Below are 20,591 nucleotides of genomic sequence, written 5' to 3'. Positions count from 1 at the left end.
TTCGAGGCACGGTGGCCATGCGCGTCTGCACCCACCGCGCCGCAGCATGGGTTTCGTATACTACGCAGGCGCGCAGCCGGGCAAGCTTCGCGCCACGTGCGCGTGCTGGCTACATGCTGCCGTGGGCGCGGGTGTTGCGCGTCGGCGCGGGTGTTGCGCATCGGCGCGGGTGTTGCGCCGGCGCAGGTGCTGGTGCTGGCCGAGCCGCTGCCTCAGGCCACGTCGGCCTTGGGCGTGCGGCGCCTCGGCGGGGGGGCGCTGGGCTTCTCTCGTGGCGTGATGATGCAGTAACGCCCTGCCTCGCCCACCCTCTCGTGGACGCCCGACTCCATGGCCTCTCGCGCCGGCTTCAGCGGCGGCAGCCATCGCGACACGTTGGCGAGGCACGAGGGGCGCTCGGGGAACGGAGAGTGACGGGGGCGCGGTCGCTCCGAGACGGCGCCGTGAGGCCGCTCCGAGGCGGCGTCGTGCGGCCGCTCGAGGGCCTCGTGGGCCCGCTCCGAGGCGGCGTCGTGCGGCCGCTCGAGGGCCTCGTGGGCCCGCTCCGAGGCGGCGTCGTGGACCCGCTCCGAGGCGGCGTCGTGGACTCGCTCCGAGGGCGAGCCGAGGAGCCCCTCGATGGCGGCAGCATTCTGCGCAGGGAGCGTGCCGGAGGATGCGCGCCGCTTCGCGGTCGTGGCGGCGATCCGGAGCCGGAGATCCTCGACGTGCTTCGCGAGCCGCTCCGTCTCCTCGGTGAGCCGCGTGAAATCATCGACCTGGCTTCTGCGCTCTGACATAAACGAGTCCTTTGCTGCGTCTCTTCAGCTGATCTCGACTCTCTGGTTGACTTAGCTGCACACCGCATGCCGGGCCAGCGCAGATTGTTGGAACGGAACGGACAAGGAGGAGTCGTGCGGCGTTGTAGCGATTTGTCGCAGCGTGGCAGGGCTGCCTCCACGTGTAATCGCGATGTCGGCTGTTCGCCAGCAGAGCGCGCCGGACATCCAGAGGGAAATGCCGGAGCGGACTCGGCGGCACGCTCTGTGCCGTGGCAAGGCCGCATACAGGATGGATGAGCCCGTCGCGCCTCGCTGCGTCATGGCCTCTTCCGTCGCGCTCGCGGGGCGCCACGGGAGGGCCGTGCCTCGGGAGTGGACCTGGCATGACGGCGCGCGAGGCGCTGGTTGAAGGAGCAGGCCCATGCAGAACTCGAACTTTGAATCGCTCGGCGCCCGGCTGGGGCTCCCGGCCGACGGTTTGTGGCAGTGGGTGTTCGTCGCGGCGAGCGTTCCGGTCGGCTTTGCGCTCGCTCGGCTGGTGGTGGGGCTCTTCCGGCGCGCCGGTTCGGTCGTCGTGCGACGGACGGCGACGCCATGGGACGAAAAGACGCTCGACGCGGCGATCGGCCCCGTGACGCTCTGTCTCGGGATCATCCTGACAGCGAGCCTCGCCAAGATGACGCCGCTCGGTCAGGACCTCGTGGCGGATCTGCGGTCGCTTCTCTCGGCGCTGTTCATCGGCGGGGTCGCGTGGCTGCTCATGCGCATGGTGGGGATCCTCACGGAGGTGCTGGACGCGCGCGCCTTGCGGCACCTCGAGGAGGGGAGCGAGTCGTCCCGCGGGCTCCGCACCCAGGCGCGTGTGCTCGAGCGGGTCGCGCGGGTGGTCATCGCGATCGTGGCGGGCGCGCTCGTGCTCCTGAACTTCGAGACGGTGAGGAACGTCGGCGTCTCGCTCCTGGCGTCCGCCGGCATCGCGGGCGTCGTGCTCGGCCTGGCGGCACAGAAGCCGGTCGGCGCGATCCTGTCGGGCCTCCACATCCTGTTCACCCGGCCCATCGACTTCGGGGACAAGGTCGTGGTGGATGGAGAGTTCGGGACCGTCGAGGAGATCCGGCTGACCCACGTGGTCGTGAAGATCTGGGATGAGCGGCGGCTCATCGTCCCGACCGCGCGGCTCCTCGATCAATCGTTCCAGAACTGGACGAAGCACGGCTCGGAGAAGCTGGGCACCGTCGAGCTCTACGTGGACTACCGCACGCCGGTGGACGCCGTGCGGCGGCACTTCGAGTCCACCCTCCCGGAGAGCGAGCTCTGGGACAAGCGCGTGAAGGCCGTCCAGGTCACGAAGGTGACAGAGCGCACGATCGAGGTGCGCTTTCTTGTCTCGGCCCGTGATGCTGGGCGGCTGTTCGATCTGCGGTGCTGGCTTCGCGAGGAGATGCTGCGCTGGGTCCAGGAGCTCGAGGAGGGGATGTACCTGCCGCAGGAGCGCTTCTCGCGGGCGTCTCCGGTCGCGGAGGGGATCGAGCGGCGGGATCCGGCCTCGGGCCGCGCGCGGCGGGCTGGAGCGGGCGAGGGCGTGGCCGACGTGGCGCCGTGACGGAGCGCGCCCGCTACGTAGCGGAACGCCACACCGCGGCATCGAGGCAGCGGCGATGACGCCGGCGCGCTCATCCGGCGCATCCCGGCCGCGTGAGCGTCCCGTCGCGCCCGCGTCCCCTCGATGAAACAGGCGGAGCGCGGAACGGGCCTTCGAGCCCCTCCGCGCGCTCCGTGGCCCGCCGCGACCCGCCTTTGCGCGGTGGTGGGTGCCGCTCGCCGGCAGGCGCAGGAAAGCGGCATGTACTTTGCTGTGAACATAGAAAGATCCGGCACGTTGGCCCGTCAGCCGTCGACCGCGCGACGAGGTTTCGCCACGCCCTGGGGACTGGGGGCGTAGCAGGTCGTCACTGCCCCTCCCGCTCTGCGCAGCTGCCTGCGCGGGAATCCAGGAGCAACACGCCATGAATTGGGTCATCAGGATCACGCGGATCAGCGGAATCGATGTCGTTGCGCACGCGGCGTTTGGCCTGCTCATCCCGATCGGGGCGCTCCAGTGGGGGGCGCGGCACGGCGGGAGCGGCGCGCTCTTCGGCTGCGCGCTGGGGGCGGCGTTGCTCGCGTGCGTGGCGCTGCAGGCGCTCGTGCACGGGATCGTGGCGCGGCAGCTCGGACTCCGGCTGAGCGAGGTGCAGCTCTCACCGATCGGCGCGATCGCGAGGCGCTCGCGGCCCGATGCGGGGTGGGCGCAGAGCGGCGCCCTCGGCCTCGCGGCGAACTTCGCGCTGGCGGTGCTCTTCTTTGTGGCCGCCGGGGCGCAGCACGGGGCGGAGGAGCTCCGGTGGGCGTCGGTCCTGCAGGCGGCGGAGGCGCCCTCGCGCGAGACGGCGGTCGTGTGGATCGCGAGCGCGAACCTCGGGGTTGCGCTGCTCGGCCTGTTCCCCGCGCTGCCGCTCGAGGGGGGGCGGGTGCTGCGCGAGGCGCTGTCGCCGCTCACCGGCGCCTGGCTCGCGACGTCGATGGCGGCGACGATCGGGCAGGCGATGGCGGCCGTGCTGTTCTTCATCGCGCTGATCGGCGGTCAGCTCTTCATCGCGGTGCTGTCGGCGCTCCTCTTCCTGGGGGCGCGGCGGGAGTGGAGCGCGGCGCAGGCGGTGATGGCGCCTGTCGCGTCGTCCGAGGCGCGCGAGGGCAGGGCGGTCCAGCTGTGGCCCGGCGAGCTCGTGCGCGACGCTGCGCGGCGCATGCTCGCGAGCCAGGAGCCCGACTTCCCGGTGGTCTACGAGGATCGCGTGATCGGGATCGTGACGCGCACGGACGTGATGCGCGCGCTCGCTGCCGGCGAGGAGGGGTCGTTCATCGCCTGGATCATGCGCTGCGACGTGCCGCGGGTGGCGGCGGACGTGTCGCTCGACGAGGTGGGGCGGAAGATGGTCGAGAAGAACACGCCGGTGGTCGCGGTCTTCGACGGGGAGAGCTACCTCGGGCTCGTGAAGCACTCGGACATCGCGGGGGCGCTCACGCGGGGGCGCGGGGGGAGGCTCGGGAGGATCCGGCTGGCGGCTCAGGCGGGGTAGCGGGGGCTCACGGTCGAGCTGAGGCTTGCCGTGCTCGAGTGAAGACGCCCCGCCCCCCGGAGATGGGGGCGGGGCGTCTGGGACTCATCCCTGAGAGGCGGAGACTCAATCGTTTCGCACGAAATTGAGCTTGAAGGAGACCACGAGAACGAGCGCGTCCTGACTGATGCGCCGCTTGCCCCAGGCGACCCCGATGTGCAGCCCCTCGATCGGCTCGAGGTTGGAGGGGAGACCCACGGTGTTCGTGAGCGTCTTCGTGAAGTTCCACTCAGGCTTCTTGTTCGCAAGCGCCGAGTTGACTGCCTTCATGATGGTGTGGTCGATGATCGAGGGGAGGCCCCGGATGTCAGCCTCCTCGAGCTCGACGTTGAACGCGAGGACGTTCCCCTTGTTCCTCTCGATGATCTCGGGGGAGATCAGCACCCTGAGCTCATCGAGCTGGATGGTGGGGTTCACGCCCGCGATGGACCACTTCAGCTCCGCAGGACAGGTGACGCGCAGGCCCATGTCCTCGACCAGGGTGATGTCGGTCGCCTTGCCCAGGTAGAGCCAGCGGTCGGTCTTCTCGTCGTCGTCCAGGTGGATCTTCACAGGGAGGAACTCGCCCAGCACCTGGACGAGATCCTCCCGCGTGATGATGGCTTCGAGCCACACGGCTTTAGCCTCAGCTCAGGTGGTGACCGCTCTCGCCGCCCTGGGCTCGCCCGCCCTCGGCGCCGTAATGCGAGTTCCCGGTTTCGGACGACGAGACCGCGCCCTTCACCGCGTCGACGGCGCCGTCGACCTTGTCGTGGACCGTGCGCTCGGCCTGCTCGACCCCGCGGGTCGCCTGGCGCTTCAGGCCGTCGAGGCGGGTCAGGATGTCGCGGCGCAGCGCCTCGCCGGACTTCGGCGAGAGCAGCATGGCCACGCCCGCGCCCACCGCGATGCCGGCGCCGAAGAACGCGAGCGTCGTGAGCGGGCTCCGCTTGCGCGCCAGGCCGACCCAGCCGAGCACGTCGTCGAAGCCGAGCGCGCCGAGGGTCGCGGCGATCCCGGCGGCCGCCTTGGCGACGTCGAACGCGGTCATCTTCGCCGTCGTCGCGGCGACACCCGCGCCGCCAGCCGCCGCCTCGTACACACCCTTCGCAGTCCCCACCGCGTCATTCAGTCTCGTCATGGCTCTTGTCTCCTTGTGACGGACATGACGTCCGCCGGTTCGTGAGCGGATGCATTGCAGGCCCCGGACCAACCCCCAGATCGCGCTGCGCGGCCCGCTTACCCCCGCACCCGCGCCCCCCCACCGTGACGCCTCCGTGACGAAATGCCACATCTGTCGTGACGCGCCTCCCCAGTCCGCCCCAGCGCCGCGCCGCCGTGCCGCCGTGCCGTCGCAAACGTAAGATCTGAACTCACGATCTGAAGCAGCGCTGCGCCCAGCGCGAGGCGTACGCTCTTCGCCCCCTCCGATCCGCGTCCGCCGAGCGGGTCGCGCCCGCACAGGAGACGGGCCCAGATCGGCGTTTTCGGCGCGGAGGCGTACTCCAGTACGCCGAGCACCGAAAACGTCGAGATGGGCCCGTATCCGCAGCGGGCGCGCCCCGCTCACCGGGGGGAGTGGGCGATGCCGATGAGAACTACGTCGACCCGGCGATCATAGCCGTAGGAGTACATCGGCTGAGTGCCGACCGCCTCGGACGCGCCCGTCGCGCGCACCGCGATGCGATCCGCAGAGATGCCCTCCTTCACGAGGATCTCCTTCACCCGCGTGGCGCGGCGGAGCGAGAGATCCTGGTTGTAGGCCTGCGCACCTCGCGGATCGGCCCGGCCAATGAGCTCTATCCTCGCGTCCTTGAGGTTGGAGGTCAGCAGGCAGTCGACGACAGCCCGGAGCTCCAGGTGCTCCTGCGCCAGCGGCTCGGCGGAGTCGAAGGCGAAGTTCGTCTTGGGCAGCCGGCAGACATCGGCGATGTCGGCGCCGAGCGTGAGCCCGATGAACCGATCCTCGCCCTCCCTCAGATCGGGCCAATCGACCTTGTAGACCCCATCGCTGCCCGGGTTGGGCAACCTCGGCTCAGATCGCGCCTGCTCCGGAGGCGGGGCCGCTGCGCACGCGGAGAGGAGCGAGATCGCAAGCGCGCCCAGGTAGACCCTGGGCATGTTGATTATCGACGGCATGAATACCCTCCTTGCGAGGTCTGCGGCGCGAGAGACGCGACACGGCGCCGGAAGAGTAAGGAGCAGTGCCTTCCTGGTCCCGCCATCCCGGCGCGCGTCGTCTCAGGTCGCCTGTTGTTCCGTGGAGGGGGAGTTCAAACTCCGTGCCGAGCCGGAAGTCACGGCGCGCGATCGCCGGGCGCGCCTCGAGCCGCGTGAGACGCCACGTCTCGACCCGACGTGCAGCTCAGGCCGTGGCTGCCGCGATGCTGATGAGTCCGCGCGCGGCGCTGCGTCACGCGCGGCGCGCGGCGACCGGCAGGGTCATCCGGGCGAGGAGGGCTCCCTGGCCTCGAGCTTCGGCCAGGTGAAACGGAAGGTGGCGCCGGCGCCGACGGCGGACTCGACCCACGCGCGCGCACCCTTGCTCTGGACGATCTTCTGCACGACCGACAGGCCGATGCCCGTGCCCTCGACCTTGTCGCGCGCCTTCAGCGTCTGGAAGATGCCCCAGATCCGGTCGTGGTACTCGGGCGCGATGCCCGAGCCGTTGTCCGAGACCGAGAACTCCCAGAACGGGCCGGCGTCCCGCGCGCTGAGCCGGACCTCCGGATCGGCGCGCCCCGCGTGCTTCAGCGCGTTGCTGATGAGGTTCAGGAACGTCTGCTGGAGCGGCGCGCGCTCGGTGACGAGGACCGGCATGTCGGGGGCGATCTCCACCCGCGTCTCCGGCGGGGGCGCGAGCAGCTCGACGATCTCCCGGAGGAGCTTGCCGACGTCGATCGCCTCGGGCTTCTCGCGGACGCGGCCCGCCCGCGAGTAGCTCAGGATCCCGTCGATGAGGTTCTCCAGCCGGTGGACGCGCCCGCGGAGCAGATCGAGCTGCTTCCGGCTCTCCGCCGTCATCTTGTCGTTCAGATCCTCCTCGATCCACTGCGAGAGGTTGGCGATGCCCCGCAGCGGCGCCTTGAGGTCGTGGCTCGTGACGTACGCGAACTGATCGAGCTCCTTGTTGCTGCGCTCCAGCGCCTGGACGAGCCGCTGCCGCTCCTCCTCGGCCCGCTTCTGATCGTCGATGTCCGTGTACGTGCCGAACCAGCGCACGATGCGGCCCGACCCGTCGCGCGCCGCGACCGCCCGGCCGATGAACCAGCGGTAGACCCCGTCGGCCCGCCGGAGCCGGCACTGGCTCTCGTACGGCTCGCCCGTGCGGAGCGCCTGCCGCCACGTCTCGATCGCCGGCTCGTGCTCCTCGGGGTGGATGATCCGGCTCCAGCCCTCGCCCCCCGTGTCCTCGGCCGTCAGCCCCGTGTAGTCGTACCAGCGCTGGTTGAAGTACTCGTGATGGCCGTCCGGGCGGTTGGTCCACACGAGCTGCGGCATCGTCTCGGCGAGCAGCCGGAACTGCGCCTCGCTGTGCTTCAGCTCCTCCGCGAGCGTCTCGACCTCCTTGCGCACCGTGACCTCGCGCTCGAAGAGCAGCGCGTTGTCGACGCTGAGGGCGGCGCGCCGGGCGAGCTCCTCGGCGAACTGCACGTCCGCCTTCGTGTAGCGCCGGCCCGACTCCGCGTGCGCGAGCGTGATCGCGCCGAGGACGCGCCCGCGCGCCGCCAGCGGCACGACCAGGTACGACCGGAGGCCGAGCTGGCGCGCCATCCGGAGGTGCTCCTCGTCCCGCGCGTTATCGACGATCAACGCGTCCGGGATGTCGTGGGCCCACTCGGTCTCGCCGGTCCGGAGCACCTTCGGCACCCCGCGGTTCGCCCCGGGATCGACGGGGTACCTCTCCTCGATCTGCCGGACGAGCGTCACCTTCTCGGGGTCGGTGTGCTGGACGGCGACGCGCTGGATGACGCCGTCCTGCGCCTGGATGTCCACCGCGCACCAGTCGGCGAGGAGCGGGACGATGAGCCGGGCGAGCTGCCCGAGCGTCACGCGGAAATCGAGCGAGGAGGAGAGGATCTCGCCCGCGCCCGCGAGCAGGCTGACGTTGGCCTCGGCGCGCTTGCGCTCGCTGATGTTGAGCACGTAAGTGAGGTTGCGCCGCTGCGTCTCGATGCGGGCGGAGCCGACGAGGACCGCCACGCGCTTGCCGTCCTTGCGGATGTACTCCTTCTCGAACTGCTTCGTGGCCCCGTGGACGCTCAGCTCGTGGACCGCGTCGCGATGCACGTGCTCGTACTCCGGGGGGGAGAGCTGCTGCCAGGTGAGCAAGCCCGCCTTGAGGTCCTCGCGGGTGTAGCCGACCATCGAGAGGAAGCAGTCGTTCGCCTCGATCACGCGCCCTTCGTAGTCGCTGAAGAGCAGGCCCATCATGCTGGTGTCCATGATGCGCCGGAACACCTCGTCGCTCGCCTGGCGCTCCAGCTGGCGGAGCGCCGCCTCCTGCCGCTTGATCTGCTCGGCCCTGCGGTGCAGCTCGACGAAGACGGCCACCTTGGCGCGGAGGATGTCGGGATTGAACGGCTTGACGACATAATCGACCGCGCCCTCGCGGTAGCCGCGATACAATCGATCTTCGTCCTCCGGCAGCCCCGAGATGAAGATAATCGGCGTGTGCCTCGCCTGATCGAGCCCCCTCACGCGAGCGGCCGTCTCGAAGCCGTCGATACCGCGCATCTTCACGTCCATGAGGATGAGCGCGAACTCCTCGCGGGTGAGGTGTTCGAGCGCCTCCTCGCCGGATTGCGCGGTGACGAGCCGCTGGCGCAGCGAATCGAGCACGGCCTCGAGGGCGAGGAGGTTCGGGCGGTGATCGTCGACGAGCAGAATGCTCGCGACGGGCTCGGAAGGCGTGGAGGGGAGGGGGGCGCCAGGCGGGAGAGGGGCCTTCTTCTCGTAAGGGCTCAGCCCTGGCCTTCTGTCGGGCATAACAATGACGGTTAACGGCGCCCGGACCGTCTGGCAAGCGAAAGCGGCGCTCGCACGGCAGCGGCGGATTCTCCAGCATCCCGGCCACCGCGTCGCACCGCGCCGCGCGGCGCCGGGCCCCGGAACGCCACGCTGAGGCGATCCGGCACGCGCGGCGAGCGGCGCGACAGGCCCCGGCGTCGCGATGCGCCGCGGCAGCCGGCCGCGCGTGGCTGGCATGGAGCCTGCTGGATGTGCCGCCGAGGGAGCACCTATGCGATTCGGACTCAAGCTGGCTTCGTTCGTCGGCGCGCTTGGCGGAGCGCTCGTGGGCGCGCTGCCGCCGTCGCCGGCGAGCGCGGCCGACGGGGCGGGGCTCTACGCGCTCCCGCCGGGCCGGTCCGAGGCGTCGGTGCGCGCCGCGATCCAGGCGGCGGAGCCGCCCGCGACGTCTCGAGGGACGTTCGTGGCGCTTGTCGAGCGCACGATGGTGGCCGCCTTCGCGCCGCCTCCGGCCGAGATGCGCGTGGCGCCCCTCGTGAGCCGAGGCGGCGGCGGCGGGCTCCGCCTCGTGCTGCCCATGTGCGAAGAAGGCTGTTCGCGTTACGCGTCGCGCGGAGTGCTCCTCGTCACGCAAAGGATGCCCGACTCGCCGATGGCCTGGCTCGCTGCGGTGAGCAACCGCGGCGCGCGCTCGCCCGAGGGGCCGCCCGGCCTCGCGGCCCTGCGGGAGGAGGCCCGCAGCGCGCGCGCAAAGGTGCCTCAGGAGGAGGAGAGCGCGCTGCCCGAGTAGGCGCGCGGGCGAGGCGGCGAGCGCGCGTCCGCGGGGAACCCGCCTGTCCACCGCGACCGCCGAGCTGGCTTGAGGGGGAACAGCCGAGTCGCGACGGCGGTAGGCGGGCGCCACCTTTCGGGAGAGTGGAGTCGGCGGACTCAGCAGCTCACGGTGAGACGGTGGTAGACGCGACCGCGTCGTGGAGGGCGCGAAACATCGCCGCGAGCTTCTCCGGCTGGTAGCTGGCGTTGAGCCCGCTCGGATTCGGCAGCACCCAGAGCCTCGTCGCTTCGAGCGTCTCCGGCTGCGGGCCGGGCGCGGCGTGGGGCCTGCCGAAAGCGCTCCGGTAGGCGCCGATCCCGAGCACGGCCAGGAAGCGGGGGCGGTAGCGACGCACCTTGGCGGCGAGCCGTTGCCCCCCGGCGGCGAGCTCGTCGGTGGATAGCTCATCGGCCGATGCGGTCGCTCGCTCGACCATATTGGTGATCCCGTAACCGAGCGCCAGCAACTCGCGCTCCTCGGAGGGAGCGAGCACGCGGTCGGTGAACCCGCCAGCGTGCAGCGCCGGCCAGAACCGGTTGCCGGGGCGGGCGAAGTTGTGCCCGACGGCGGCCGTGTAGAGGCCCGGGTTGATGCCGCAAAAGAGGACGCGGAGGTCGGGGGCGATGACGTCCGGCACCGTCTTGCCGGCGGCGGCGAGGAGCTCTTCGCGGGTGGGCCTTCGAGGTCGCTGAGGGGTGGGCACGGCTCTCCGGGCGGGCGCAGGGCGCCGCGGGCCGCAGCTTACGACGGGGCGCGAGGGGGAGAGCGCGGCTGTCGGCTGGGGGAGGCAGATCGGCTCTGGACGGGGGCGGCACAGCGGATACCGTCGTGTCTTCCCCGATGCTGGCGCGCTCGCTCGGTCTGCTCACGGCGCTCCTCGCGGCCGCCTGCGCGCTCGCGCCCGAGCCGGCCCCTGCGCGCGGCGCTGCGGGGGCCGCTCGGTCTGCGCAGGATGCGCGTGTGTCGGGCGTGTCGGGGGCGCCGGGCGCGTGGGGCGGATCGGGCGCGGCAGGCGCGGCGCCGGCGGGGGCTCGCTATGTCCAGGGGCTCGCGTTCCAGGGGCTCGCGGACGGCGTGTTCCGCGTGACCCACGGCGGACCGGACGCGGCCGTCGTGGACCGCGTCGTCGCGGCCGGCGCGCGGCTCGAGCTCGGCGGGGGCGGGCGTGTCGTCGCGGCGGCGTGGGAGCCCGATCTGTGGGCGTCCGGCGATCCCGTCGTCGGGTCGCTCGCGGTCGCGCCCCACCTCGGCGGGGGCTTCCTGCACTGGACCCGGCGCAGGGCGTTCCGGTCGCGCGGCTTCACGGGGCCGCTCGCAGAGGTGGCGATCGGCGGCGGCGCCCGCGCCGTGCGGGGCGCCCGGAACGGCCTGCACGGCGTCGTGATCTTCACGGAGCAGGGGCCGCGGGCGCTCCTGCCGGGCGAGGATCGCGGCCGAGCGCTCGATTCGCCGGCGATCCACGATCTCGCCGCGCTGGACGCGGCGCGCGCGGCGCGCCTCGACGTCTTCGGCCGCGCGGCGACGACCGTGGACGGCGGCAGGACATGGAGCGATGTCGGCCGGCGGATCGGCCTCGCCTCGCGCGGCCTCGTCGTCGCGCCGGACGCGCTCTGGCTCGGCACGACGCTCGGGCGCGTGGCCGTGCTGCCGGACGGGTCGCTCGGGCGCCCCGACGGCGATCTCCGCGCGATGTCGCCGGGCGGCTCGTTCCAGCTGCTCTTCGCGGACCCCCGGGCCGGCGAGCGCGGGGGGCTGGCCCTCGAGGAGCGCGCGCCGCTCGCGCTCCTCGAGGCGGCCGTCTCCGCCGGCGCGCTCCTGCCGGACGGGACGGCGCTCGGGGTGTTCGAGGGCGGGGTCGCGCGGATCGACGCGCGCACGGGGGCGACGCGCGAGCGGCTCGCCGGCTGGTTTCCGGACGGGCTGGACTGCGCGCCGATGCGCGCGGAGGACGGGCTGCTCTTCCTGTGCGCGTGGGACGACTTCGAGGGCTACGGCAGCTACGTCCTGCGCTCGGAGCGCGGCGAGGCGCCGCGGGTGGAGCGCGCCTTCAGCGACGAGGGGTTCTTCGTGGCCGACGACGGCGGCGCGCTCGGCTACGTCGGCGGCTGCTCGGCGTCTCCGCGGCTCGTGAGCGACGAGGAGCGCGATCGCCGTTACGGAGCGGTCGTGGTTTCGCCGAGGATCTGCGTGCGCCGCGGCGCGGGCGCGTGGGTGGAGCACGCCGTCGAGATCGGCGAGGCGGAGGCGCTGGTCGGCTGGGCGCCGCGCCGGGACGGGAGCGCTGTCGCGCTGCTGCAGGGCGAGCGCGACGCGCTGCCGGCGCCGGTCGGCGCGCCGCTGGGCCGCGACGAGGGGGGCGTGCGGGTCGTGCAGCTGCGCGGGCATCTCCCCGGCTGGTACTGGACGCCGCCTCCGCGGGACGGGGCGCGGGTGCTCGTCGACCGGCGCTTCCGTGCGCGCGAGGACGGCGGGGTCGACGGGTGGCTGTCGTCGGTCGAGTGGCCCGATCCCGTCAGGCAAGCGAGCCTGGGCGTCTCGATCGCGGCGGACGGGGCGATCGAGACGCACGCCTTGCCGCAGGATCCGGCGGGGATGGTGGTGACCGGCGATCACGGCGTGCTCGTCACGCGCGGCGCGGAGCTCCACGAGACGCTCGATCACGGCCGGACGTGGCGCGCCGCGGGGCGTTCGCCGGTGCCACCGTCGTCGTTCCAGGGCGCGTGCTCCGCGCTCGGCTGCGCGCTGGCCGGCGTGGTGGTGCGGCTCGGCTGGGGCGCGGGCGAGCTGTCGCCGGACGTCGCCCCCGCGCCGGGCCCGGGCTGCGGGCTCGCGGAGGCGAGCGGGGCGGGCGCAGGCGCAGGCGCTGCGGCTTGCCCGAGCGGAGGCGGCCGGCCGCAGGAGACGACGGCAGGGCTGCCGGTGCTGTCGTGCGCGCCGGTCGGCCTGCCGGCGCCGCTCCCGCGCGCCGCGCCCGCGGCCGGCGCGGAGCGATGGACCGTGTCGACGCCGTACGGCGAGACGCTGGAGATCGTCGCTGACGCGCCGGCGTCCGAGCGCGCCACGCCGCCGCCCGAGGAGGCGCCGCCGCCCGAGGGGGCGCCGCCGCCCGAGGACGCGGCGCCGGGGAAGGGCGGCCCGAAGGCCGCGGCGCTGCGGACGCACAGCGCGCTGTTTCGCCTTCCGTTCGACCTGCGCGGCGAGGTGCTGCGGCTGAACGCGACCGAGCTCGCGCTGAGCGGCAGGCGCGGCGCGCAGCGGGCCACCTCGGTGCCGGTGCTCGCCGCGGGCGGCGAGACGGCGCTGCTCGTCCTCGCCGAGGTGGGCGAGCTGCTGCTCGGCCCCGGGGGCGCGCGGGCGCTCCCGGCGTTCGAGCCGCGCCGGAGCCCGGCGGACGCCTCCGCGGGGCAGGCCCCCGGTCTGCTGCTCGGCCCGGGCCGCGCCCTCGTGCTCGGCGAGCACCGGCGCCGCGCGGCCATCGAGGAGCACACGCCGGAGCCCCGGCAGCCCGCGCGCATCGTGGGGCTCGACCGCGAGGAGCTGCGGGGCCGGCCGATGGCGCTGGCCCGGCGCGACGACGGCGAGACCGGCGTGCTGGTGCTCGACGGCCCGGCCCCCGAGACCGCAGGGGCCGCGGTGCTCGACCGCACGGCCGCGACGGCGGGCGAGGTGGTCCCGCTCGCGCCGTGGTCGACGCTGACCGCCGCGAGCGACGCGCGCTGTCGCGCCATGCGGGGCGCGTGGCGCGCGCTCGTGGCGCTCGATCCGGAGAGCGCGCTGCGCCTCGATCGGAGGGCGTTGCCCGCGATCGCCCCCGGGAACCAGGGCATCGCGCAGGTGCGCTGGGGGCGCGAGCGCGTCTGTCTCGAAGCGCTGCACCTCGCGGTCGCCGACTCGCGGCGGCGCGGCGAGGCGGCGGCGGGCGCGGCGCTGATCGCGCGGTGGACGGCGCCGCGCGGGCAGGGGAGCGGGGAGGGAGGCGGAGAAGGTGTGTTGCGGACCGCGTCGACGATGCAGCGCCTGACGTGCGCTGCGGGCGCCCGGTCGGGCGACGAGTGAGGCGCGGGGCCGCCGACCCGCGCTCCTCGGGCGCGCTCTCCCGCGCGCTCGGCCGGCTATCGCTCGTCGCCGCGCCGGCGCTCGCGGCCTGCGGGGCGGCCGAGCCGGCGCCCGCGCCGCCCGGCGCACCCGAGCCGCCTCGCGGCGCGTCCTCCGTCGTCATGCTCGGCCCTGCCCGGTACGTCGCGCCGCCGGCGCAGGGCCTCGTCGAGCGCGTGGTCATCGGCGGCGAGGAGGTCGGCAGGGCGGTCGTCAACGGCCAGCGCGTCGAGCTGCACGGCCTCGAGCGGATCGAGCCGCTCGGCGCCGACGGCCTGGGGCTCGCCGGCGGCGCAGCGTTCCCCGTCTGGGCTCAGGCCAGCGCGCCGGCCGGGCCGCGCTACGTGTTCTGGAGCGGCGGCGAGATCACCACGGCGACCACGTTTGCCGGGGAGCTCCGCGAGCGCGCGACCTTGCCGGGCAGCGTCGCCGGCGTGTTCCCGTGGCTGGACGGCATCGGCCTGATCACGTCGGTCGGGAGCTTCGTCGTCCAGGGCGCGAGCGGCGCGCTGCGGCCGCTCGGCCTGCCGTCCATCGTCGCGGCCGCGGCCGCCGGCGAGCGCCGCGCGCTCGGCCTGACCGTCTTCGGGCGCGCGCTCCTCACGCTGGACGCGGGCGCTTCCTACCGCGACGTCACCGCGGAGCTCGGCGGTGCGATCGCGCTCGATGTCCGCGGCGAGGAGATCGTCGTCTCGCTCCTCGGCGGCCTCGAGCGCGCCGTCGATCCGAGCGGCCGCATCGGCGAGCCCCGCGCCCCGCGCGCGCGGCCGCCGGCCGGCGTCGACGCCGGGTGGCTCCCCGGCGCCCCCTTCGATCAGCTCGCGGACGCCGTGGCCTCGGGCCTGCCGCTCGCCGACGGCGGGGCGGTGATCGCCGCGGATGGCTCCATCGGCCGCATCGATCTCGCGACCGGTCGCGCCTCGTCCGTCGCGCCGTTGCCGCCCGGCAGCGGCCAGTGCGCGCCGTTTCGCGCGAGCGACGCGCTGCTCGCCGTCTGCGCCGGCCCGGATCGCGCGAGCGTCGTGGACGTCGCCAGCGATGCGCGCGCGCCGCGCGCGCTCCGGATCGAGCGCGCGTTCGAGCTCCGGCCCGAGCCGGAGCGGGAGGCCGGCCGCTTCGTCGGCGTGGACGGCGAGGCGCTCGGCTACCTCGGGCCGTGCGAGGGGCTGCCGAAGCCGCGGCTCGACCTCCGCGCGATCTCGCGCGCGGCGTTCGCCGGCGACCCGGCGCCGCGGAGCGCGGTGTTCTGCGTGCGGAGCGGGCCTCTCGTCTGGGTCGAGCACCGCCTCGATCCGGCGGACGCGACCGACGTGCTCGCGTGGATCCCGCGCGGCGGCGGGGGCGCGGTCGCCCTCGTCGCGCGACCGGGCGCGTTCCTGCCGGACGGCGAGCGCGTCGAGGTGCGCGGCGCGCTCCGCGTCGTGCGGATCGCGCGCAGCGAGCCGCCGCTCGTCCTGCCGGCGTACGGCGACGGGCGGCCGGAGCTGCTCTCGCGCGCGCTGTCCGTGCTCGCGGGCGGCGCCATCGAGGGCTGGCTCCCCGTGCAAGGCGCGGCCGGCCTCGCGCCGATCGCGATCGACGCCGCCGGCCGGCTGCGCCGCCTCTCGCTGCCGGCGCGCGCGAGCTCGATCGAGGCGTCGGGCCCGTTCGCGCTCGTCGAGACGGAGGACGGCAGGCTCTTCGAGACGATCGATCGCGGGAGGCGGTGGGCGCCCGTCGCGCCGCCGCCGGGCAGCGCGGCGGCGGGGCTCGCGGGCTGCTCCGCGGTGGGGTGCCGCCTCGGCCCGTTCCTCCGGCTCGGGTGGGCGTCGGCCGCGAGCGGCGGCGGCGGGGCGCCCGGGGCGTCGCTGCCCGATGCGGCCGCGGCGGAGCGGTCCGCCGGGCGTCCGCGGCGCGAGCGCGACGGGTCGGCGCGGCCGCCGGTCCCGCCGCCCATCGCGCGGCTCGCCTGCAGCTTCGCAGGGCCGATCGCCGCCGCGCGCGTGCCGGAGTCGTACGGCTTCGGCGCCGTGGCCACGCCGCCCCTGCGCTCGACGAGCCCGCTGCGGCTCGGCACCCTCGGCGTGCTGACGCTCCCGTCGTTCGGCGGCGCGCAGCCGGCGGCCTTCGCCGACGCGGAGCTCGCCTGGATCGCCCCGCTCGATGTGCGCGCCGAGATCCGCCGCGCGACCGTGCCGCTCGCGAGCGCCGGGCTGCCCCAGCTCGCGTACCGGCCCTACGAGGCGCAGGTCGGGCTCGTGATCGATCGCGACGGCCGCGTGGCCCCCGTCGCGGGCGGCCCGAAGGAGACGTGCCTCGCCGGCCTGCTGGACGCCGCGCGCGTGACGCGGCCGATCGGCGGCTGCGTCCCCCAGCTCTCGGTCGGCGTCGATCTCGGCGATCGCGCGGTGTTCCTCAGCCCCGGGTACGACGGCCTCGCGGTGAGCGCCGTCGATCTGCGCGGGGAGGCGGGGTCCGCGCGCGGGGCGCCGGCGAGCGCGCGACCCGGGGGCAGCGGGCCGCCGCCGGCGCTCCGGGAGCTCCACCGGCAGCGCTCGGCGCGGGCGGCGGCGCAGCAGGCGCGCTTCGCCTTCGGCGCGGGCGTGCGCGCGGGCGCGCCGGTCGCCGTGGCGGTCGCCGGCGACGGCGGCGCGGTGCTCTCGCCTGTCGAGCCCGAGCTCGGCGAGCTGGGCCCCGAGGAGGCGCTCGCGCCGCTCGGCGAGCTCATCGCGGGCAGCGAGCCGTCGTGCGCGCCGCGCCGCGGGGAGGCGCGCGTGGTCCTGCCGTTCGATACGGAGATCGGCCTCGCGCCCGGCGCGCTGCCGGGGATCACCGAGGCCGGGACGGCCGGCGTCGCGGTGATCCGGTGGTCGCGCGATCGCGCGTGCCTCGACGCCGTGGAGCTCACCGTGCGGGACGAGCGCTACGAGGTCGACCTCGGCTTCTACGAGCCGCCCGGCGTCGTGAGGAAGCTCGTCGCGCGCTTCGCGGGGCCGCCGCCCGCGGCCTCGCTCGTCGCGCGCGGCGGGCCGAGCCCCGCGCCCGCGCGGCGGGGCGAGCCGGCGCAGGGCGCTGGTGGAGGCACGCTCGTGCTCGTCCAGCACGGCCAGGAGGTGCGGCAGCCGGTGCAATGCAAGGCGGTCGTGCGGGGGCGCTGAGGCGATCGGGCGTGCTCGCGCTCCGCTCGGCCTTGGCGCGCGGCGGCGGAGCGAGCCGCCTCACGCGGGTCCAGGCCGCGCTCGCTGCGCCCGGGAGGTCCGGCCAGGAGCACGCTGCGGCGTTCGCTCGGATCGTTTACAGTGCGCCGCCTGAGCCCCGCGGGAGGCGCTGAACATGGAACGGCAGAGCGAGCCCAGAGCGATGTCCCCCCGGCCCGCACGGGAGCGCGTCGAGCGCGCGGCCCTCGCCCGGCGGATCGGCGGCGTCCGGGGCGCGAAGCTCGCCGCCGGCGCGCTCTGCTGACGCCGCGGCGCTCGCTCCTGCGCCGCGCCGCCGTCGCTGCCGCCGCGATGCCCTCCCGCGCAGGCGTCCTGCTCGGGCTCGCCCTCGCCGCTGCCTGCAGCGCCGCCCCGGAGCGCGCCCCGCGGCCGGCCGGCCCCCCGGCCTCCGCGCTCTCCGACGCGCCGCCGCTCGCTCCGGCGCGTTACGTGCTCACCGAGGGCGTCGGGGTCCTCTTCGATGCGGCCGCCGCGTCCGGCGAAGGCTCGCCCGCGCCCGGCCGGCAACCGGCGCTCCACGAAGGGATCCGCGTGCTCCTCGAGGGCGGCGTCGTGCTCGCCGCCGCGCCCGCGTCCGAGCTGCTCCGCGGGTTCCGGTCGATCCCGTCGCGGCTCGGGGGTGGGTTCGTCCTGTGGTCCGAGGGCCGCGTCTACCGCGCCGGCGACTTCCTCGGCGCGCTCGCGCCCATCGCCGACGTCGGCGCCCCCGGCGGCGCCCGGCCGTACCTCGACGCGATCCTCGTGCGCAGCGATCGGGGGCTCCTCGAGATCGACCCGTCCACGCTCGCCCTTCGCCGCTTCGGCGCCGCGGGCGTGGTCGACGCGGTGGCCGTCGACGCGCGGCGCGCGGCGCGCCTCGACCTGCTCGGCCGCGCCTCGGTCACGCTCGACGGGGGCGCCACCTGGATCGACGTGCTCGAGACCCACGGGCTCGCCACGACGCTCCTCGAGGAGGGGGGCGGGGAGCTCGCGCTGCTCGGCCCCTCCGGCGGCCCTGCGCTCCGCGTGACCGCCGCCGGCCTCGTGCCTGCCGTGCCCGCTCCGCCGCGCGACGGCCCGAGCCCGTCGCTCCACCTCCCGCTGGCGCAGGACCCGCCGCTCGAGGCCTCCTCGGGCCGCGCGCTCGCCCCGGAGGCGCTCGCGCTGGCCGCGGCCACCGGCGCCCTCCTCCCCGGCGGCAGGCTGCTCGTCGCCCGCAACGGCGGCCTCGCCGTGCTCGCCGCGGCGACGGCCCGGCCCCTCGCCGACGCGGCGATCGAGGGCCTGGACCCGCGCTATGCGCGCTGCCAGCCGTTCCGGGCAGGCGAGGACGTCCTGCTCGCGTGCGCGCACGAGGCCGCCCAGGTGCTCCGGCTCGTGACGACGCTCGCCGCGCCCCGGCTGGAGGCCACGTTCCCGCCCCGCGGCCGCGACCCCGATCCGATCGCGCCCTCGCGGGGGGTGTTCGTCGGCGACGATCGAGGCCGCCTTGCCTTCTCTGGCCGGTGCGGCAGCGCGCCTCCGGGGGTCCACGACTTCCAGGAGAGCCCGGAGGGCGCCGGCTCGCCGGACGGCGAGCGGTCGCCCTGGCCTTCTGCGCTGCCGCCGCCGGACGAGCCGCCCTCCGCGATGGCGCGCGGCTCGTCCGGCAGCGGCGAGCCCGCCGAGGACCACGTCGCGCGCGTGTGCGTGCGCACCGGCGGCGGCCGCTGGGTCGAGCGCCGGCTCGAGGGCGAGGAGGCCGCCCGCCTCTACCGCTGGATCGCCGGTGAGCGTGGGACCGTGACCGCGCTCGTGCTGGAGGCGCCGAGGGGGCCGGGAACGCCGACCGCCGAGGCGGGAGCGCGGCGCCCGCCGCCCGCCGAGGGGGAAGCGCCGCGACCGCGGACCGCCGGGGAGGAAGCGCCGCGCACGTCGCCTCCCGTCTCGCGCGACCGCGAGCCTCTTCCCGCGAGCCCGTCCGAGGGCGTCCGCGTGATCCGCGTGCGCGAGCGCGACCCGGCGCTCGCCGGCGGCGTCTTCCCGGCGCTTGCCGACCCCGCCTCGCCGCGCCTCGTCGACACCGACTTCTGGGAGGACGACGACGGCGCCGTGCGCGGCTGGCTCCACCTACCCGACGCGGCCGGCGGCGCCTCGCCGGACCGCGCGGCGCTGCCCGGGGAAGGCGCGCCCGGACCCGCCGCGCGCCTCCTCTCGCGCCGCCGCGGCGGCCGCATCGCCGGCGTGCGCATCGACCCGCGCGGCGGCATCGCCGTCTATCCCCTCCCGGCCGCCGTCGCGCACGTCGTCGCCGGCGGCCGGTTCGCGCTCGCCGCCACCGGCGACGACCCGCCGGCCTACTTCGAGTCGACCGACGGCGGCCGCTCGTGGCGCCCCGTCGAGGGCCCTCCCGCTCGCCAGATCGAGCCTCCGTTCGACGAGGGCACCCCCTTCGCCTGCTCTCCGATCGGCTGCGCGATGGGCGATCACGGCCTCGTCCGCCTCGGCTGGGGCAGCCCTCCGCCGCCGCCGCGCAGCGCGCCGCCGCCCTACGCCCCCGCGGCGGGCCCCGCGCCCCGGACCGCCCCTCCGCCGCTCGTCTCCTGCCGTCTCGACGGCGACCCTCCGTCCTTCCCGCCCCCTGCCGCCCTCCCGGTGGCGCCCCCCCCGGCTCGTCCCGTTCCGGGCCGCGCCTCCCGCATCGCGCTCGCAGCGCCGGGCGCCCCCGCGGCGGCCCGGCTCTTCGGCGGCGCGCCCCCGGCCGTCTCGCTGTGGACCGCCCCGTTCTCCCCCCTGGGCACGCTCCGCGACGGCGTCTTCACCGCCAGCGTGCTCCAGCCGTTCGCGACCGCCGCCGCCCCGCGCCGCCTGTCCCTCCGCGACCGCTCGCTCGCCGCGGCGTCCGGCGCCGCCTTCCCCGTGTTGCTCGCGCCCGGCGCCGGAGCGCCCGTGGATCTGCTGCTGCTCTTCGACGCCAGCGGGCCGCAGGGGCGGCGCGGCCTCCGCGTGCGCGCGGGCGGCGCGCCCCCGGCGCTGCTGCCGTTCGACCACGCCGGCACGATCGCCGCCGCGGCCGAGCTGCCGGGCGGCGACCTGCTCGCCTTCGACGCCGGCAAGCGGACCCTCCTCCTCGTCACGCGGCGGGCCACCCTCCCGGTCGCCGGGCTCGCGCCTGTCCCCGATGTCGCGGGCGCCCGGCTCACCCTCGGCCGGCGGCTCGACGCCCCCGGCCTTGTGCTCGTCGGCTACTCCGTCGCCTCGGGGGAGGTGGTCGCCGGGCCGCTCGACGTCGCCCGGGGTCAGGTCGGCCCCCTCGAGCCGCTCGGATCCCTCGCGTCGCTCGCCGAGATCGGCGCCGGCGACTGCGGCGGCGCTCGGCCGTCCCACCGGTTCATCGCCGAGCTGCCCGTCACGCTCCGGGTGGCGTCGAGGAGCGGGACCCCGCTGCTCGAGGAGGACGCCCCCGGAGCCGCGCTGCTCGCCGGCGGCGGCGGCGCGCTGTGCGTCGAGGCGATCGAGATCCGCGCCGCTGCCCGGGGCGCGCAGGACCTCGGCGCGGTGTTCGGCCCCGGCGGGGCCGCGGCCCTCCGCGGCGGCGGCGCGCGGCTCCGCTGCGAGCTCCTGCCGGACCGGCCCTGACGCGCGGCGCGTCCCCGGA

Annotated in this window: 13 protein-coding genes; 7 read left to right on the top strand and 6 right to left on the bottom strand. The window is 75.4% G+C overall.

Annotation, left to right across the window (positions count from 1 at the left end; translation table 11 throughout):
- Positions 1-212: 212 nt before the first annotated feature.
- Positions 213-779, bottom strand: a complete 567-nt coding sequence (locus WME75_RS27215; protein WP_437476819.1) for a hypothetical protein — start codon at positions 777-779, stop codon at positions 213-215.
- A gap of 403 nt (positions 780-1,182) precedes the next feature.
- Here WME75_RS27215 and WME75_RS27210 point away from each other — a divergent pair, with 403 nt between their 5' ends.
- The gene (locus WME75_RS27210; RefSeq protein WP_437476816.1) at positions 1,183-2,364 is read left to right on the top strand and encodes a mechanosensitive ion channel family protein; all 1,182 of its coding nucleotides are present in this window, start codon (positions 1,183-1,185) and stop codon (positions 2,362-2,364) included.
- Between the two features lie 403 nt (positions 2,365-2,767).
- Complete coding sequence (locus WME75_RS27205) at positions 2,768-3,880, top strand: CBS domain-containing protein (protein ID WP_437476813.1); 1,113 nt, start codon at positions 2,768-2,770, stop codon at positions 3,878-3,880.
- 105 nt (positions 3,881-3,985) lie between these two features.
- Here the strand turns inward: WME75_RS27205 and WME75_RS27200 are convergent, their stop codons facing one another.
- The 4 genes from WME75_RS27200 to WME75_RS27185 form a co-directional block, all read right to left on the bottom strand.
- Positions 3,986-4,534, bottom strand: a complete 549-nt coding sequence (locus tag WME75_RS27200) for a hypothetical protein (RefSeq protein WP_437476810.1) — start codon at positions 4,532-4,534, stop codon at positions 3,986-3,988.
- 10 nt (positions 4,535-4,544) lie between these two features.
- Positions 4,545-5,039 (bottom strand): YtxH domain-containing protein, encoded by a 495-nt coding sequence (locus tag WME75_RS27195; protein ID WP_437476807.1) that lies wholly within the window; start codon positions 5,037-5,039, stop codon positions 4,545-4,547.
- A 425-nt stretch (positions 5,040-5,464) separates the two neighbouring features.
- Positions 5,465-6,037, bottom strand: coding sequence for an OmpA family protein (locus tag WME75_RS27190; RefSeq protein ID WP_437476805.1), 573 nt, complete (start codon positions 6,035-6,037; stop codon positions 5,465-5,467).
- Positions 6,038-6,340: 303 nt separating this feature from the next.
- Positions 6,341-8,887 carry a PAS domain S-box protein gene (locus tag WME75_RS27185; protein ID WP_437476802.1) on the bottom strand — a complete coding sequence of 849 codons (2,547 nt, stop codon included), beginning with the start codon at positions 8,885-8,887 and terminating at the stop codon, positions 6,341-6,343.
- A gap of 253 nt (positions 8,888-9,140) precedes the next feature.
- Here WME75_RS27185 and WME75_RS27180 point away from each other — a divergent pair, with 253 nt between their 5' ends.
- Positions 9,141-9,659 carry a hypothetical protein gene (locus WME75_RS27180; protein WP_437476799.1) on the top strand — a complete coding sequence of 173 codons (519 nt, stop codon included), beginning with the start codon at positions 9,141-9,143 and terminating at the stop codon, positions 9,657-9,659.
- Positions 9,660-9,807: 148 nt separating this feature from the next.
- On the opposite strand, the gene mug is transcribed toward WME75_RS27180, so the two are convergent.
- Positions 9,808-10,320 carry a G/U mismatch-specific DNA glycosylase gene (mug, locus tag WME75_RS27175; protein ID WP_437494934.1) on the bottom strand — a complete coding sequence of 171 codons (513 nt, stop codon included), beginning with the start codon at positions 10,318-10,320 and terminating at the stop codon, positions 9,808-9,810.
- A gap of 191 nt (positions 10,321-10,511) precedes the next feature.
- Between mug and WME75_RS27170 the strand changes: the two genes are divergently transcribed.
- The 4 genes from WME75_RS27170 to WME75_RS27155 all read left to right on the top strand — a co-directional run bounded on the left by WME75_RS27170 (position 10,512) and on the right by WME75_RS27155 (position 20,572).
- On the top strand, positions 10,512-13,739 hold the full coding sequence (locus tag WME75_RS27170) for a hypothetical protein (protein WP_437476796.1): 3,228 nt from the start codon (positions 10,512-10,514) through the stop codon (positions 13,737-13,739).
- Positions 13,736-16,915 carry a hypothetical protein gene (locus WME75_RS27165; protein ID WP_437476793.1) on the top strand — a complete coding sequence of 1,060 codons (3,180 nt, stop codon included), beginning with the start codon at positions 13,736-13,738 and terminating at the stop codon, positions 16,913-16,915. The genes WME75_RS27170 and WME75_RS27165 overlap by 4 nt, the downstream gene beginning before the upstream one ends.
- A 175-nt stretch (positions 16,916-17,090) precedes the next feature.
- Positions 17,091-17,219 (top strand): hypothetical protein, encoded by a 129-nt coding sequence (locus tag WME75_RS27160; protein ID WP_437476790.1) that lies wholly within the window; start codon positions 17,091-17,093, stop codon positions 17,217-17,219.
- Positions 17,220-17,266: 47 nt separating this feature from the next.
- Positions 17,267-20,572, top strand: a complete 3,306-nt coding sequence (locus tag WME75_RS27155) for a hypothetical protein (protein ID WP_437476788.1) — start codon at positions 17,267-17,269, stop codon at positions 20,570-20,572.
- Positions 20,573-20,591 lie beyond the last annotated feature (19 nt).

This window comes from Sorangium sp. So ce1014 (assembly GCF_051521505.1).
GTDB lineage: Bacteria > Myxococcota_A > Polyangia > Polyangiales > Polyangiaceae > Sorangium.
Note: the sequence above shows the minus strand (reverse complement) of the source record. Positions and strands in the feature narration are given on the sequence as shown.

Bases quoted from the DNA above. Each gene is read 5' to 3' on its own strand.
- WME75_RS27215 (WP_437476819.1), bottom strand. From the start codon at position 779: ATGTCAGAGCGCAGAAGCCAGGTCGATGATTTCACGCGGCTCACCGAG.
- WME75_RS27210 (WP_437476816.1), top strand. From the start codon at position 1,183: ATGCAGAACTCGAACTTTGAATCGCTCGGCGCCCGGCTGGGGCTCCCG.
- WME75_RS27205 (WP_437476813.1), top strand. From the start codon at position 2,768: ATGAATTGGGTCATCAGGATCACGCGGATCAGCGGAATCGATGTCGTT.
- WME75_RS27195 (WP_437476807.1), bottom strand. From the start codon at position 5,039: ATGACGAGACTGAATGACGCGGTGGGGACTGCGAAGGGTGTGTACGAG.
- WME75_RS27190 (WP_437476805.1), bottom strand. From the start codon at position 6,037: ATGCCGTCGATAATCAACATGCCCAGGGTCTACCTGGGCGCGCTTGCG.
- WME75_RS27185 (WP_437476802.1), bottom strand. From the start codon at position 8,887: ATGCCCGACAGAAGGCCAGGGCTGAGCCCTTACGAGAAGAAGGCCCCT.
- WME75_RS27180 (WP_437476799.1), top strand. From the start codon at position 9,141: ATGCGATTCGGACTCAAGCTGGCTTCGTTCGTCGGCGCGCTTGGCGGA.
- WME75_RS27160 (WP_437476790.1), top strand. From the start codon at position 17,091: ATGGAACGGCAGAGCGAGCCCAGAGCGATGTCCCCCCGGCCCGCACGG.
- WME75_RS27155 (WP_437476788.1), top strand. From the start codon at position 17,267: ATGCCCTCCCGCGCAGGCGTCCTGCTCGGGCTCGCCCTCGCCGCTGCC.